This is a genomic window from Sphingomonas sediminicola (assembly GCF_049991885.1).
GTDB lineage: Bacteria > Pseudomonadota > Alphaproteobacteria > Sphingomonadales > Sphingomonadaceae > Sphingomicrobium > Sphingomicrobium sediminicola.
In genome coordinates this window covers 1,178,341-1,192,851 of the sequence record NZ_CP178916.1, presented here as the reverse complement: position 1 = coordinate 1,192,851, position 14,511 = coordinate 1,178,341, and the positions used below count along the sequence as shown (strand labels likewise).

16 protein-coding genes are annotated in these 14,511 nt (G+C 62.1%); 10 read left to right on the top strand and 6 right to left on the bottom strand.

Annotation, left to right across the window (positions count from 1 at the left end; all coding sequences use genetic code 11):
- Positions 1 to 10: 10 nt before the first annotated feature.
- The 3 genes from ACMC5O_RS06190 to ACMC5O_RS06180 all read right to left on the bottom strand — a co-directional run bounded on the left by ACMC5O_RS06190 (position 11) and on the right by ACMC5O_RS06180 (position 3,931).
- Positions 11 to 1,933, bottom strand: a complete 1,923-nt coding sequence (locus ACMC5O_RS06190; protein ID WP_426693437.1) for a hypothetical protein — start codon at positions 1,931 to 1,933, stop codon at positions 11 to 13.
- A gap of 70 nt (positions 1,934 to 2,003) precedes the next feature.
- Positions 2,004 to 2,729 (bottom strand): hypothetical protein, encoded by a 726-nt coding sequence (locus ACMC5O_RS06185; RefSeq protein ID WP_187709490.1) that lies wholly within the window; start codon positions 2,727 to 2,729, stop codon positions 2,004 to 2,006.
- On the bottom strand, positions 2,726 to 3,931 hold the full coding sequence (locus ACMC5O_RS06180) for a toxic anion resistance protein (protein WP_426693436.1): 1,206 nt from the start codon (positions 3,929 to 3,931) through the stop codon (positions 2,726 to 2,728). The genes ACMC5O_RS06185 and ACMC5O_RS06180 overlap by 4 nt, the downstream gene beginning before the upstream one ends.
- Positions 3,932 to 4,160: 229 nt before the next feature.
- Here ACMC5O_RS06180 and ACMC5O_RS06175 point away from each other — a divergent pair, with 229 nt between their 5' ends.
- The 3 genes from ACMC5O_RS06175 to ACMC5O_RS06165 are packed head-to-tail and all read left to right on the top strand — an operon-like array spanning position 4,161 to position 6,300.
- Positions 4,161 to 5,444, top strand: coding sequence for a pilus assembly protein TadG-related protein (locus ACMC5O_RS06175; protein WP_187709492.1), 1,284 nt, complete (start codon positions 4,161 to 4,163; stop codon positions 5,442 to 5,444).
- Positions 5,441 to 5,899, top strand: coding sequence for a TadE/TadG family type IV pilus assembly protein (locus ACMC5O_RS06170; RefSeq protein WP_187709493.1), 459 nt, complete (start codon positions 5,441 to 5,443; stop codon positions 5,897 to 5,899). Before ACMC5O_RS06175 ends, ACMC5O_RS06170 begins: the two co-directional genes overlap by 4 nt.
- On the top strand, positions 5,896 to 6,300 hold the full coding sequence (locus ACMC5O_RS06165) for a TadE/TadG family type IV pilus assembly protein (RefSeq protein WP_187709494.1): 405 nt from the start codon (positions 5,896 to 5,898) through the stop codon (positions 6,298 to 6,300). The genes ACMC5O_RS06170 and ACMC5O_RS06165 overlap by 4 nt, the downstream gene beginning before the upstream one ends.
- On the opposite strand, the gene ACMC5O_RS06160 is transcribed toward ACMC5O_RS06165, so the two are convergent.
- Positions 6,293 to 7,057 carry an enoyl-CoA hydratase-related protein gene (locus ACMC5O_RS06160; RefSeq protein WP_187709495.1) on the bottom strand — a complete coding sequence of 255 codons (765 nt, stop codon included), beginning with the start codon at positions 7,055 to 7,057 and terminating at the stop codon, positions 6,293 to 6,295. The two genes, ACMC5O_RS06165 and ACMC5O_RS06160, sit on opposite strands and share 8 nt — an antisense overlap.
- A gap of 93 nt (positions 7,058 to 7,150) precedes the next feature.
- Here ACMC5O_RS06160 and fsa point away from each other — a divergent pair, with 93 nt between their 5' ends.
- The 4 genes from fsa to ACMC5O_RS06140 are packed head-to-tail and all read left to right on the top strand — an operon-like array spanning position 7,151 to position 11,023.
- Positions 7,151 to 7,804 carry a fructose-6-phosphate aldolase gene (fsa, locus tag ACMC5O_RS06155; RefSeq protein WP_187709496.1) on the top strand — a complete coding sequence of 218 codons (654 nt, stop codon included), beginning with the start codon at positions 7,151 to 7,153 and terminating at the stop codon, positions 7,802 to 7,804.
- A 53-nt stretch (positions 7,805 to 7,857) separates the two neighbouring features.
- The gene (locus ACMC5O_RS06150) at positions 7,858 to 9,492 is read left to right on the top strand and encodes a tetratricopeptide repeat protein (protein ID WP_187709497.1); all 1,635 of its coding nucleotides are present in this window, start codon (positions 7,858 to 7,860) and stop codon (positions 9,490 to 9,492) included.
- 53 nt (positions 9,493 to 9,545) lie between these two features.
- Positions 9,546 to 10,115, top strand: a complete 570-nt coding sequence (locus tag ACMC5O_RS06145; protein ID WP_187709498.1) for a DUF484 family protein — start codon at positions 9,546 to 9,548, stop codon at positions 10,113 to 10,115.
- Positions 10,112 to 11,023, top strand: coding sequence for a tyrosine recombinase XerC (locus ACMC5O_RS06140; RefSeq protein WP_187709871.1), 912 nt, complete (start codon positions 10,112 to 10,114; stop codon positions 11,021 to 11,023). The genes ACMC5O_RS06145 and ACMC5O_RS06140 overlap by 4 nt, the downstream gene beginning before the upstream one ends.
- 3 nt (positions 11,024 to 11,026) lie before the next feature.
- Here ACMC5O_RS06140 and ACMC5O_RS06135 read toward each other — a convergent pair whose 3' ends face one another.
- Positions 11,027 to 11,353: a hypothetical protein gene (locus ACMC5O_RS06135; protein ID WP_187709499.1), complete on the bottom strand. Its 327-nt coding sequence runs from the start codon at positions 11,351 to 11,353 to the stop codon at positions 11,027 to 11,029.
- Between the two features lie 48 nt (positions 11,354 to 11,401).
- The gene (locus ACMC5O_RS06130; protein ID WP_426693435.1) at positions 11,402 to 11,803 is read right to left on the bottom strand and encodes a DOPA 4,5-dioxygenase family protein; all 402 of its coding nucleotides are present in this window, start codon (positions 11,801 to 11,803) and stop codon (positions 11,402 to 11,404) included.
- Between the two features lie 25 nt (positions 11,804 to 11,828).
- Between ACMC5O_RS06130 and ACMC5O_RS06125 the strand changes: the two genes are divergently transcribed.
- From ACMC5O_RS06125 to ACMC5O_RS06115, 3 genes are read left to right on the top strand one after another with little or no spacing between them, the layout of a single operon-like run.
- Positions 11,829 to 12,608: a type III pantothenate kinase gene (locus ACMC5O_RS06125; RefSeq protein WP_426693434.1), complete on the top strand. Its 780-nt coding sequence runs from the start codon at positions 11,829 to 11,831 to the stop codon at positions 12,606 to 12,608.
- The gene (locus ACMC5O_RS06120) at positions 12,609 to 14,246 is read left to right on the top strand and encodes a ribonuclease J (protein WP_187709502.1); all 1,638 of its coding nucleotides are present in this window, start codon (positions 12,609 to 12,611) and stop codon (positions 14,244 to 14,246) included.
- Positions 14,246 to 14,506: a DUF1467 family protein gene (locus ACMC5O_RS06115; RefSeq protein ID WP_187709503.1), complete on the top strand. Its 261-nt coding sequence runs from the start codon at positions 14,246 to 14,248 to the stop codon at positions 14,504 to 14,506. Before ACMC5O_RS06120 ends, ACMC5O_RS06115 begins: the two co-directional genes overlap by 1 nt.
- Positions 14,507 to 14,511 lie beyond the last annotated feature (5 nt).

The following is a 14,511-nucleotide window of genomic DNA, read 5'->3' as shown; positions in this document are numbered from 1 at the left end:
GGTCAATCGATTAGCGATTAACGGTTTTTTCCCTTTTCGGAGCAAACCGGGGCGGCCCTTTCGAAAGCTGCGCTTCGATTGCCTCGATCCTCTCGATCAGCGATTTTTCACGCAGTTCACGTCGAGTGACGATCCGCACGGCCCTGGTGATCGGGGCCGCCACGTCGACCAGCGCATTCTGCTCGTCCTTGCTGAGCAGCGAGCCGTCCGGGCGCGGTCCGACGAGGAGCCATCCGATCCACTCGCCGTCGTCCGCTCGCGCCTGGAGTGGAACACGCACGGGAAAGGTCTTGTCCGACGTGCTGCACAGAGCATCGCGGCAGGAGTCCGGGTCGAATTCCTTGAGCCACTGCTTCACCGATTTGGCGTCTATCCCGCGCGCGGCAGCGACCGCGCCGTCGACAAGCACTGCAATGCGCGTCGTCCGAACCCCGGACTCGATCCGTTTAAGCGTGTCGTCGAGCAGTTCCTGGATCGAGGCGCTCTCGCGAAGTTCGCGCAGAAACGATGGGAGGTCTTCCCTAAGCCTGACGAGATTGCGCTGGAATCGCTGCTCGGACCAGCGCTGGATGCGCTCCTGCGCCGGGGTGACAAGGACAGTAGCGACGGCCGCCGCAAAGATGCCCGGAGACTGTCCCGCGTTCGGCCCGTAGAGGCCCTGGATAAAGACCTTCACGGCCTCGTTGCTCGCCGCAAAGATCCCGCCGATGAACACTGTCACCAGCGCGAACGTTGCCGACCGGCTGATCACGACCTCGGCGTCGTAGAGCCGGAACCTCAGCAGCGCGACCATTAGCCCGAGCTGAAGGCAAAGGAAGGCGAGGCCGAAGCTGAGGCCACCGAGGAGCTCCAGCAGGAGTTGGCTGCCAAACGATCCGACCTGGAGCTTGAAGGCGTCCGCGGCCAGGGCCGATGCAAGGAAGACCGCATAGCCGGAGAAGCCGAACAGGGCCCATTTGATCTGCTGACGGGCATCACCGGGTGGCGTCTCGCGGAGCCGGGCGAACAAGGTCGCTACGGCGACCGCCATGAACAGCATGAAGACCGCCCGGTACCATTCGCCTTCCAGCAGGAAGAGGACCGGCAATAGGGCAAGTGGAACGATCACGAAGCGCGGACGAAGCTGCCCGAAGGGGAACAGCAGCACGCCCGCGAGCAAACAGATGTTGCCCACGTCGTAGAGCGTGCGATGGGCCCATTCCGGCAGGTGTAGGACGAACGTCAGGAACCCGGCGCTTGGCTGTTCAGCGGCAATCGTCAGGAGGATCGCGAGGGACAGGACCGAACTGATCAGGTCCTCCGGCTTTCGCCGATGCAGGATCCACGCCGCAAACAGCAGGAATGGGTAGGTGAGCAGGTGCAGAAGGTCGACGACGCTCAGGAGGACCGGCGGAAAGCCGACGGAGCTGGCGGCCTGTCCAATGTGATCCTCACCCGGTCGAACCCGAAAGTTCTTTTCGCTACCGTCCCGGGATCGAAGCCGGATCGTATAGTCGGACTCATCTCCGCCCTCGATGATCGGGGTGAACAAGGCATAGTCCATGTCCGTCGCATCGTGCGGCTGAGCGAGCCCGCGCTTCGAGATGGGAACGACCCTCGCGACCGGCGTGCCGTCGATCGCAACGATGTCGTCTCCGGCCTTCACACCCGCGGCCTTCGCAGCCTTGCCGATCGGGAAGCGGACCTTGGTCAGGTCGTCTTCGGAAAGTCCAAGTCCAATGCGACTGCCGACTATCAGCGCGGAATTCTCGCCCGACTGGTCAAAGCGTAACCATATGCCGGCAAGTGGCCCAGCAACCGCCAGTAGCAGAGCCGGAATCCAGATCAGCTGGAAAAGAATAAGCCCACGACGGCTCAGATCCGGGATCTTGTCGGGCAGCCGCGCCGGGGAAAGGCGGACAGCGTCGGCGCTAGCTACCGAATCTGTCGCCATGCCAGTGTCATGCCCCCATTACCTGCCCCAGAACCTCAATAGCACGAGGCCCGCGGGGGAACAGCAGGCCTTAACTGTCGATGCGCTCCTGGCCGTAGCGGCTCTTGATGAAGCGGCCCTGCGTTTCGAGGGCTGCGACATCCGACCGGGCAAGCTTCTCGGAAATCTCCTCGAGCGCGCCGCGGCCCGCGTGCAAGCCCTCGACCAGACGTTCGTCGACGCTCACGTCTTCGCCATCGCGCTGGTTGCGGTAGGCGGGCGGCACGTTGACGTAGCGGTCGATCAGGCCCGGGAGGTGCATGGACATCAATCGCCGGGCGTCCTGCGCATCCGGGTTCAAATCGTCGATCCGCTCGAGTGTCTGTTTCAGCGATGGCAGGATGCGGCTGATCGCGTCCAACTCCGCGCGTGCGGGCGCAGGGAGAGCCGGACGCTGCCGGTAGATATAGGAATCGAAGCGCTGGACCATCTGGCCATTCGGCAGATCCGCCGTCGGTGCCGTCGCATTGCTCTTGCCGCTCGGCATGAAGGCCAGAAGTGCGGCAATTCCGATCGCGACGCCCACGGCCGCGAGAAAGCCGAACATTCCGATCGGAGTGATGATTCCAATGACAATAGTGAGGAGGCTGATCACGCCGATCGCGACGCCAACTCGCCCGATCCGGCGCATCATGTCGGCATTCACCCGCTCGCGCTCACGCCGCGCGGCTTCCCGTACGGCGCCGTCGCGCTCGTCGAGCTGCCGCATGACGCGGTCAGCGCGTGCGATGACCTTGTCGAAGCGTTCTGTGCTCATTTGCTTTCAATGGGCGTGAGCGGCGAGGGGGCACCCTCGAGCTTCGCCTGGTTCACTCCCTCTGCGCGGGCGATGTAACCCTTCGACTTCTCGACTTCTGACGAGAGCGTGTTGACCGTCTGCTTCATGTTGTCGAGCGCCTGGAGCTTGAACCGGTCGATCTGGTCCATTGTCTCGTAAATGTTCTGGAAGGCGCGCTGAAGGGTCTCGATCGGGATAGTCGACGAGGCTGCCTGCTCGTGGATCGCACCAGTCTGGGTGCGGAGCATCTCGCCGGTGGAATCGATCATTCCCGCGGTCGTCGTGTTCAGCGCCGTGATCTGCTGGAGGACGAGCTTCTGGTTCGTCATCGCCTGGGCGACGGTGACGGCCGTGCGAAGCGCGGAGACGGTCGTGGTGGACGCGCGGTCGACACCCTTCACCAGCTCGACATTGTTCTTCTTGACCAGGTCGAGAGCGAGGTAGCCCTGAACGGTGACCGCCGTCTGCGTCAGCAGGTCGGTCGTGCGCTGGCGCGTATAGAACAGCGCGCTTTCGCGAATGGCTTTCGCCTTGGCCGGATCGGTCGCGTCGAGCTCGTTGGCTTTCTCCTCGAGCTGTTTGTCGAGACTCTTGGAGATGTGAACCATCTGCTCGAGCTTGTGCATGGTCTTCCACAGGCCCGCGCGCTCGGTGTCGATCGCCGCATTGTCCATCAGCAGCTCGTCCTTGCCATTGGCGAGGCTGCCGAGGATCTTCGAGATGTGCGTCTGGGAGCTGCGATACTTGTCGAAATATCGATCGACGCTGTTGCCGAAGGGAATGATCCCGAGGAGCTTGCGGGTTTTGGTGGCTTCTTTCGGGTCCAGGGACTCGACGGTGCGGCGGAGCTCGGTCAGGTCCGCTCCAATGCCCGTGTCCTTGTCGATCGCCTTCACCGGCCGGTCGAGGAAACGGTTCGACGCGCCTGCCGCTTCGGAGATCTCCTTGCGGCCCATCGCCGTCAGCTGGTCGACCTTCTTGCCGAATTCGGGGCTGTTGGAGTCCAGCGCCGCCAGCTCGGCAACGAATTGCGCGACCCGCTTGTCGAGCTCGGTCGTCTCTTCAGCCTTTAGTGGAACGAGCCCCGCCGCCTCCGCTGGCGCAATCGGGTTTAACGCTTCCGGCGGATCGAGCTTCAGCGTCGTGTCCGTCTTGGTCTCGGTCGTGGGTTCCGTGGCCATCTCAAGTTCCTCGTCATCCAGTCGCCGGCGCGAGTGGGCAGGGTGTGAACATCTGCCCTACGCCGCGCAAGCGACAACTTCCACTGTATTATAGGCATAATACGCCGCTCTTCAAGCGACGCTGGAAGCACAACAGAGTTAGCTCTCGTTAACCGAAACTTTGAACGTTTCGATCACCGTGACGGTCGTAGAGGCGTGGAATGCGCACCGATTGCCTGAGGATCTTCGAATGATCTCGTCACTCAAGCGCCTTTGGCGCGACCGCCGCGGGAACACTCTGGCTATTGCAGGCGCTGCGCTCCCGCTCGTGCTGGGTTCCGCAGGTCTGGCGAGCGATACGATCCAGTGGACGCTCTGGAAGCGGCAGCTTCAGCGCGCGGCGGATTCCGCTGCTGCAGCGGGCGTCTATGCCATTGCCTCCGGAAAAGCGGTCGGCACCTGCGCGGACATTGCTGGTTCGACCTACGCAAATCCGGTTGCCTACGACCTGAAGAAGAACAATCAGGTCGGCATACCGACAACCTGCACGGTCACGAATCCTCCATCGGTCGGCGGCTACACGGCCGACGCAAATGCCGTCCGGGTCGCGCTCGCAATCCAGAAGAAGCTGAGCTTCTCCGGAATGTTCATGAACGCGGCTCCGACAATCACTGCAACGGCCACGGCGACGATCGTCCCGAGCGGCGACTACTGCGTGAAGAGCCTCGTGAACCTGCCGGTGACCGGAATCGATGCGACGGGCAGCACCGTAGTCAACCTGGGCTGCGGCATGATTACCAATTCGACATCAATGTCGGCCGCCGTTGCCACGGGCAATGCGAGCGTAGCAGCAAGTCCGATCGCGGCAGTTGGAGGCATTCCGGCCAGCGACAACTGGGGCACGGGCACGGTTCTTCAACCATTTACGCTGGCGCAGGATGATCCGTTCGCGAACGTGCCGGCGCCTTCGGCGTCAGATTTCCCGGCGGGCGCCTGTCCGAGCGTTACGGTAAATCCGAACAACAGTGCGACCTTGGACCCTGGCTGCTACAGCAGCTTGAACCTCAAGGGAAATGTGACTCTCAATCCGGGAGTCTACATTCTCGATGCCGGCTCAATCACGACAACCTCGCAAGCCAGCGTCAGCTGCACTGGTTGCACATTTGTTTTGACGAACCGCGACCCCAGCTCCACCGCCACCATCGGCGGCGTGCAAATGAACGGCGGGGCGAACATCAATATCGTGGCACCCACGTCAGGGACTTACAAAGGAATTCTATTCTACCAGGATCGGCGGGCCACGCTAAGTAACTCGCAGACCGTGAACGGTAACAGTGCGTCCAAGTTTGAAGGTGCATTGTACTTCCCGCGGGCGGACCTCACCTTCAACGGCACGTCCGGAATGAATACGAACTGCCTGCAGATCGTGTCCTGGACGGTCAAGTTCACGGGGAATAGCGCAGTTTCGAATACTTGCCCCGCCGGGTCCGGAGCATCCTCCTTCACCGGCAAAAAGATAAGGATGGTCGAATGATCCGCTTCGCACGTCTCGCGCGCGATGACCGCGGCGCCTCGATCATCGAACTTGCGCTTGTCGCACCCATTCTGGCCTCGCTGCTGATCGGCATGGTCGATCTCAGCCGCGCCTATTCCTACAAGCTCAAGCTGGAGCAGGCCGCGCAGCGTGCGATCGAGAAGGTCCAGGCTTACCAGACAAGTACGAGCACCTACGGCACACTGCAGAGTGAGGCTGCCACGGCCGCGGGCGTGCCAACGAGCAATGTCACCATCGACTTTTGGCTCGAGTGCGATGGAGCGCGCGCTTCGAACTACGAGTCGGTCTGCACGAGCGGCCAGACCTACGCCCGCTGGGTGACGGTCTCCGTGCGGGGCACCTTCACGCCAATGTTCCGGTCGAAATATTATCCGCGTGCGAACTCCGACGGGACGTTCACGATCACGGGCAAGACAGGAATGAGGACGCAATGATGAAGTTCTTGCGCCTGAAGCGGGACGACCGCGGTGCCGCTGCCATCGAGATGGCGCTGGCATTGCCCATCCTCGTCTCAATGATCTACGGCCTCTTTCAGGTCGGCCTGCTCTACCAGGCGAATGCCGGCATGCAGCACGCCCTTGGTGAAGGCGCGCGCATGGCAACGCTCTATGAGCGCTACACGGCGAATAACGTGCCGACCGACGCTGCGATCAAGTCGCGGATGACGACGAAGCTGTTCGGCAAGGGAGACGGCGCCTTCACCGTCGCCGATCCGGTTACCGGTGCGGGATACAAGGATTTGTCGATCACCTACACGAAGAAGATGAACTTCATTTTCTTCAACGGCCCGACGGTCACGCTGACCCGCTCGAAGCGCGCTTACACCGTCAGCTGACGGGCTTCGCCCTCGCGGCGAAGAAGGCGTTGATCGCGTCGCGGACTTCCGTCGAGGTCAGACGTTCCGAAAAATGACCGTTCTCGAGCTCCATTCGTTCGAGCAATTCGTCGGTATTCCCGCGCCGAAGTAGGCGCTGCGTCAGGCGGAGCGCTTCCGCCGGCTTGGCTTTCAGCTTTGCCACCAGTTTTTCGGTGATCGATTGCAGCTGACCGGCGGGAGCGACGTGGCTGACCAGGCCGAAGTCAAGCGCTTCCTCCGGTCCAAAGGGCTCGCCGAGCAGCAAGTAGCGCGCCGCCCTCCGACGTCCCGCCAGTCTCGGTAGGATCAGCGAGCTCGCGGCTTCCGGAACCAGACCCAGGTCCACGAACGGCATCAAGAAACGAGTGCCTTCCTCTGCGATGACGAAGTCGCAATGGAACAGCATCGTCGTGCCGATGCCCACCGCATTGCCGTGGACCGCCGCGACGATCGGCACCTGGTTCTTCGCCAGCGCCCGCAGCAGGCGCCAGACAGGAATGTCGGATCCGTCGCGGGGCAGCTCGGCCATGAAATCTCCGAGGTCGTTGCCGGCGGTGAAGTCCTGTCCTTCGCCACGAAGCGTGATCAGGCGAACATTGTCATCGCCAGCGGCGCTTTCGACGGCGTCGGCGAGTGCTGCATACATGGCAACGGTGATCGCGTTGCGCCGATCAGGCCGGGCGAGGATTATCGCGAGGACGTCGCCTTTTCGCTCGACCAGGACGTGCTCGCTCATTGGGCCCTCCCGCGCCGGTCCGAATCGGGTGACGGACCCGACTTCACCGGCTATGCGGCCCCAAATTCACTAAAGCCGGGATTGAAGCAAATCATGAAGTTCTTCGCCGACACCGCCGAGATTGCAGAAATCCGCGACCTTGCAGCCACGGGACTGCTCGACGGCGTGACGACGAACCCGTCGCTCATTCACAAGTCGGGGCGGGACTTCCTGGAAGTTGTGAAGGAAATCGCGGGCGTGGTCGAGGGCCCCGTCTCGGCCGAAGTTGTCGCGCTCGATCATCAGGGGATGATGCGCGAGGCTGAAGTCCTTCGGAAAATCGCGGACAATATCGCGATCAAGGTCCCGCTGACCGAGGACGGTCTCAAGACCTGCAAGGCGCTCACCAGTGATGGGACGATGGTCAACGTCACGCTCTGCTTCTCGGCGGCGCAGGCGCTGCTCGCGGCGAAGGCCGGCGCGACCTTCATTTCTCCATTCGTCGGCCGCCACGACGACGTCGGCTTCGACGGAATGGCGCTGATCGCCGATATCCGGCTGATCTACGACAATTACGATTATGCGACTCAGATTCTGGTCGCGAGCGTTCGTCACCCGATGCACGTTGTCGAAGCGGCAAAGATCGGCGCTGACGTCATGACGGCGCCTCCGAAGATTATCCACCAGCTGTTCAAGCACCCGCTGACCGACAGCGGAATCAAGAGCTTCCTCGCCGACTGGGAAAAGACCGGCCAGAAGATAGGCTAAGCACTGACGGCAAGGCCCGCGCTATGATATCGGCGGCGCGGGAGGTCTTGCCGATGAACGCGCTTCTTCTCATCTCCGCTTTGGCATTTGCTCAGGCGGTTCCGCACGATCACGAGCACCTCCATTCGGAGCAGATCGGCCGAGTTAGCTTCCAGACCAGCTGCAGCCCGCAAGCGCACGCAATCTTCGAGCGCGGCGTAACCTGGCTTCACTCCTTCGAGTACGAGCAGGCGGAAGCCGCGTTCAACGAGGCCGCGGCGGCCGATCCGTCCTGCTCGATCGCGCATTGGGGCGCCGCGATGAGCCTCTACCACCCGCTGTGGGCGCCTCCGACGAAGGCCGAGATGGAGCGGGGCCGTGCTGCAGTCGCCGCGGCACAGGCAACACCGGCAAAGACCGAGCGAGAGCGCGAATATGTCGCCGCGATCGCCAGCTTCTATCGGGATTCAGACAAGCCCGATCACAAGACACGGGCGCTTGCCTACAACGCTGCCATGGCGGAAGTGCATCGGCATTACCCCGCCGACCGCGAGGCGGCAGTCTTCTACGCCCTCTCGCAGATTGCTGCCGGAACGCTGGACAATGATCCCAATTTCACGCGCGAGAAGGATGCTGCGGCGATCCTGAACGCCGTGCTGAAGGAGGAGCCGGACCATCCCGGCGTCGCGCATTACTTGATCCACGGCTTCGACTATCCGCCGCTTGCTGAGTTGGCGGTCCCGGCGGCGAAGAGATACGCGAGCATCGCTCCGGACTCGCCTCACGCGCAGCACATGCCTTCCCATATCTTCACGAGGCTTGGGATGTGGGATGACTCGATTGCGTCGAACCTGAAGTCTGAAGCTGCCGCCCGCGAGCTCATGAAGAAGAAGGGGTTCGTCGGGGCGTCCCGGGAAGAGCTGCACGCGATGGATTATCTAGCCTACGCCTACCTTCAAACGGACCAAGAGGCGAAAGCCCAGCAAGTCCTTGGCGATCTGAGCCGGATGCAGAAGGTCGATGAGCCGATCTTTTCGGTCGCTTACGCCGCGACGGCCATTCCAGTCCGTATCCTGCTCGAGAATCGACGCTGGAAGGAAGCTGCGGCCCTGCAGATACCCGACAACGTCCTAAAGCTTTCTCCGCTCGAGAATTTCCGGTGGGGTCAGGCACATATTCATTTCGGCCGTGCGATTGGTGCGGCTCGAAGCGGAGATGTTGCGCTTGCTCGAGACGAAGTCGGCAAGCTCAAGGCAATCGAGGACACGCTCGTCGTTCCCTCCGGAACCTATGACTGGCGGAAGCAGGTTTCCATTGAGCGCCAGATCGCTGGAGCCTGGACGACATATGCCGACGGCAAAAAGGACGAGGCGCTTTCAGCCATGCGTGCCGCTGCAGACCTCGACGACGCCACCGAAAAGCATCCGGTGACGCCGGGGAACATCCTTCCTGCACGTGAGCAGCTCGGTGAAATGTTGATTGAAGCAGGCCGCCCGGCGGACGCCTTGGTCGAGTATGAGGCGTCGCTGAAGCGCGCTCCGCGCCGCCTTGCCGGTCTTTACGGCGCTGCGCACTCCGCGAAGCTTGCGGGCGATACGGCGAAAGCCAGCCGTTATTACGCCGAGCTTGCGGACGTGACCAAGGGAGGCGAGGGCAAGCGTGCCGAGGTCGTCGAGGCCCGGGAAGCAGCCAAGCTTGCCGCTCGCTGACCTTCAAGGGCGGGTTGTAGGAAATTAACCGTCCCCAGCGTACCATTATGGGTATGGCATCGGTGATCCCCTTCAAGGACCACGCGTTGGCGCGTCTGCGCGCCCGTCTTGGCGCGGTCGAGGAAGCCAATCAGGACCTGATCGCGTTCGCGCGTGGTCATTCGGGCGCCGTTTCCGCGATTCATGAGGCGGTTCTCGCAGCGATCGAAGCGGACAGCGTCGACGATCTTCTTCACGTCGTCACGCAGGAATGGCCGCTGATCCTCGGCATCGATGCTGTGGCGCTAGCCCTGATTGTAGGGGACAAGGCCTTTCGCGCCGATGGCAATGGCATTCATGAGGTAGAGCCACAGCTTCTTCTCCGTTCGATTGAACGGGTCGAGGGCGTCTCGATGCGTAAGGTGGAGCATGGGCATCCCTTGTTCGGCCCTGCCTGCGACCTGATCCGCTCTGAAGCCCTCATCCGCATCGAATGCGACCCGCCGCTTCCGGTCGGTCTGATCGCGCTGGGCCAGCGTTCCGAGCTGGATCTCGATGCGCGTCACGGGTCTGAACTACTGATGTTCCTAGGCCGGAGCCTTGCCGCTATCATCCGCCGGTGGCTGGTGAACCCGGACAATTGACCGATCATCCGGCGCGCGGCCTGGTCGTGCGCTGGGAAGGGTATCTCCTCCACGATCGCAGGCGCTCGCAGCACACCGGCCGCGCCTACGTCGCGACCGCGCATCGGCTGATCGAGTTTCTCGGTACTTACCGCGGCGATGCGATCGGCGAGGGCGATCTGTTGACGATCAATGCTCAGGACCTGCGCGCATTCCTTGCCGAACGCCGCCGACAGGGTTTAGGCGCGTCCTCCACCGCTCGAGAGCTGTCGGCAGTTCGCAACTTCCTGACTTACGCCGCAGAGCAGCAAGGCGAATTGCCGCAACTGCCGCGCACTCGCGCTCCGCGCCGTCCGAGAACCTTGCCTCGCCCGGTCGCACCCGACGAGGCGGTCGCGCTCGCAGAAGATGCATCGGAGGCCGCTTCGGAAGGGTGGATCGGGGCGCGTGACCTCGCGATCCTGCTGCTGCTCTACGGAGCCGGACTCCGTGTGGCCGAGGCGCTTTCGCTTACCGGCGGGGTGCGCCCCATCGGCCAGGCCCTGAGAGTGACCGGCAAGCGGTCCAAGACACGCGTGGTCCCGATCATGCCAGCCATTCGCGAGGCCATTGAGGACTATGTGAGGCAATGCCCTTGGCCAATCGAGCGTGACGCGCCTCTTTTTGTCGGCGCCCGCGGCGGGCCGCTCAATCCTGATCTAGTCCGCCGGGCGGTCGCGGCAGCGCGCAAGCGGCTGGGGCTACCGGACACGCTTACGCCGCACGCCTTGCGCCACAGCTTTGCGACGCATCTCCTCGCACGGGGAGCGGACCTTCGGGCCCTTCAGGAGCTGCTTGGACACGCCAGCCTGTCTTCGACACAGATTTACACTGCCGTTGACGCTGCACGGTTGCTCGACGTCTATCGCCACGCCCATCCGCGCGCTTGAGAGCTAAGTCAGATCGAATCTGTCCTTTCGATCCGACGGGATTGCAATCAGGTACGGATAATATCGATTGGCCGGCTCGGAGACCGGCAGGATCTCCGGGTTCAGGGCATGCTTGAGATAGAAGCGGATCTTTCCGGCCGAAATAAAGGCGGCCCTCCTGCTCGATGGTGCTGCCTCCCATCCGACTGGAACGCTGCGTGTTAGCCGGTTGCGGACGGTAATCAGATTCAGCGCGTAATACGCGGCGTGGCGAAACCAGCGCTTGCGAATTCGAGTATTAGTGCAGGTGTAGACTGAGATCTCGTCGGTTCCGGACCGTGTCGAGCGCATTGAGGGCGAAGCGCTGGACAGCACCTCCATCGACGATGACCGCAAGCCTCAAGCCGCGGATCCGAAACGTTCGATACCCTTGTTCATTCCGGGCGGATCGAGTGTCGTGAGATCGAGGTCGAGAGGTTCCCCAAACCATTCCGCAAGACTGGTATGGTCGGCGAGATCGTCTTCAGTAAGCGGATGGACCAACGCCCGCGAGCCCGACGCGAGGATCAGTTCCCGAACACGTGCAAGCGACTGTCTTCGGAAATGCACTTCGAACTGTGGAAGCGGGTGAGGCCCGGACTTGTCCTGGATGACGCCCACGAAGATTATGTCCGGCTCAGCCTCAAATCGGCCTTTCAGTTCCTCGGCCGTGCTTTGCTGATCCGGCTTGAAGTAGATATGCGCATGATAGGGCGCGTCGTCGGGCAGGTTCATCTCGATCCACCGCCAAGTTGTGAACAATAGCCGGTGCGGCTAGGGCGCAACCATGCTGCTAGCCATCGACGCGGGCAATACGAATGTCGTCTTCGCGCTCGTCGCTGGGCGCGAGATCAAGACGCGTTGGCGGATTGCGACCGACCCCCGGCGGACGGGTGACGAATATGCTGTCTGGCTTCATCAGTTGCTTGAGCTCGAAGGCTATTCGAAGGCTGACGTCACGGCGGCAATAATCGGGACGGTTGTTCCACGAGCGACCCACAATCTCGAGGTTCTCGCCAGCAAGTATTTTGGTGTCGAGGCGCTCATCGCGGGCGAGGGGAGGGCGGCTTGGCCGATTGCGCTCGACGTCGACGAGCCGCAGAACGTCGGTGCCGACCGCGCTCTCAATGCCATTGCCGTACACGACAAATGTCCGGGCGACGTGATTGTCATCGACTTCGGGACGGCCACGACCTTCGACATCGTCGACTATAACGGTGCCTACAAAGGCGGAATCATCGCTCCTGGTATCAACCTGTCTCTGGATGCACTGGTGAACGCTGCGGCCAAGCTTCCCCGCATTGCCATCGAGGTTCCGGCGGATGAGTTTGTCATCGGCCGAACTACGGACAGCCAGATGCTGATAGGCATCTACTGGGGCTATGTCGCGATGATGGAAGGGCTGGTGGAGCGCCTGAAGAGTGAAATCGGGCGGCCGGTAAGAGTCATTGCCACTGGCGGGCTTGCGACGCTGTTCGACAAGCAAACCGATCTCTTCGACGCGGTTGAGCCCGACCTGACCATCCAGGGGTTGAGCCTGCTGCATCAAAAGGTTGCGTCGGCTTAAATGACTCCAGGCGAAGAGCTGTTGTTCTGCGCGCTCGGCGGGTCGGGCGAGATTGGCATGAACGTCAATCTCTACGGTACGCAGGGCCAGTGGCTGATGGTCGATCTCGGCCTGACCTTCGCCGATCCCGATTATCCGGGCATCGACCTCATCTTGCCAGACCTCGATTTCATCGAGGAGCGGCGGGACATGCTGGCCGGCATCGTCCTCACGCACGGTCATGAGGACCATATTGGCGCGATCCCCTATCTCGCGGCCGACTTGAAGGCACCGCTCTACGCGACGCCCTTCACCGCTGGGCTGATCGCCGAAAAGCTGGAGGAAGAGGGCCTCACCGGGCAGGTGAAGCTCAATGTCATTGCCCGCGATGCGAGCTTCGAGATCGGCCCATTCAAGCTGACCTACATCGCGCTCGCTCACTCGATTCCCGAGGGCAACGGGCTGCTGATCGACACTCCGCACGGGCGCATCTTCCACACGGGCGACTGGAAGATCGACGAAACGCCTGTCCTTGGGGAGCCGTCAAGCCATGAGACGCTGGAGCGGGTTGGCGAGGAAGGCATTCTTGCCCTCGTCTGCGATTCCACGAACGTTTTTCAGGACGCTCCGTCGGGGTCCGAGGCAGGCGTGCACGAAGGACTTCGCAACGAGGTTGCCAGAGCGCGGGGACGCGTCGTCATCACCACGTTCGCGTCGAACGCCGCCCGCTTGCAGACGATTGGCCGGGTAGCGAACGAGACCGGCCGAAGAGTCTGCATGGCGGGGCGGTCATTGGACCGCATCGTGCGCGTAGCGAAGGCTACCGGCTATCTTCTCGATTTCCCGGAGATCATCGGGTTCGATGAGGCCATGCGGCTGCCCCGCAAGGAAGTGCTGATCATGGCGACTGGCGGCCAGGGCGAGCAGCGCGCAGCGCTCGGCCGCATTGCCCTCGGCAACCACGATATCAAGCTGACCGAGGGCGACACCGTGATCTTCTCGTCGAAGATCATTCCCGGGAACGAGGCGGCGATCGGCCGCATCATGAATGCGCTTTCCGACCTTGGCGTGATCATCGTCACCGACCGTCAGGCGCATGTGCACGTGTCTGGGCACCCCGGCCGGCCGGAACTGGCGCAGATGTATGACTGGATCCGCCCGGAAATTATCGTCCCGGTCCACGGCGAGCCACGGCACATGGCGGAGCATGCCCGTTTCGCGCTCTCCCATGGAGTACCGAAGGCGGCACTGCAGAAGAATGGCGACGTCGTCCGCCTCGCGCCGGATGGTCCCACAAAATTGAGCGAAGTTCGGGTCGGGCGCCTGGTCCTGGATGGCGACGTAATCCTGCCCGCCGATGGTTCCACTATTACCGAGCGCCGGCGGCTCGGATTCAGCGGATTGATTTCAGTAGCCGTTCCGGTTGGCTCGAATGGCGAGCTTGCCGGGAAGCCAATCATTCGGCCTTTCGGCGTTCCGATCGAGGAAGACCGCGAAGACTTCATCATCGATGCGACGGATTCCGCCGAACGCGCTTTCAATCCGTCGGCATCGGAAGATCAGCTTCGGGAAGCGGTACGGCTCGCGGTGCGCCGATGCGCGACGGCCTGGACTGGCAAGAAACCGGTCGTGGATGTGATGCTGGTGCGTTCCAACTGATGAAGTGGACGTCGATCTCCGCCATCTACTTCCTGTTCTTCGCGGCGAGTGCCTTCTTTCTGCTCCCGTTCGGAGTGAGAACTCACGAAGAGGTGGGAGCGAAGAAAGTGCCGGGGCAGGCGGATAGCGCGCCGCACAAGTTCGATCTCAAACGCCACTTGCTCAAGGCGGCGCTGCTCGCCTTGGTGCTGTTTGGGATCTACTACGTGAACTGGACGTACGGCTGGATCACAGCCGACGATCTGGACTTCTATAACTAAACCAA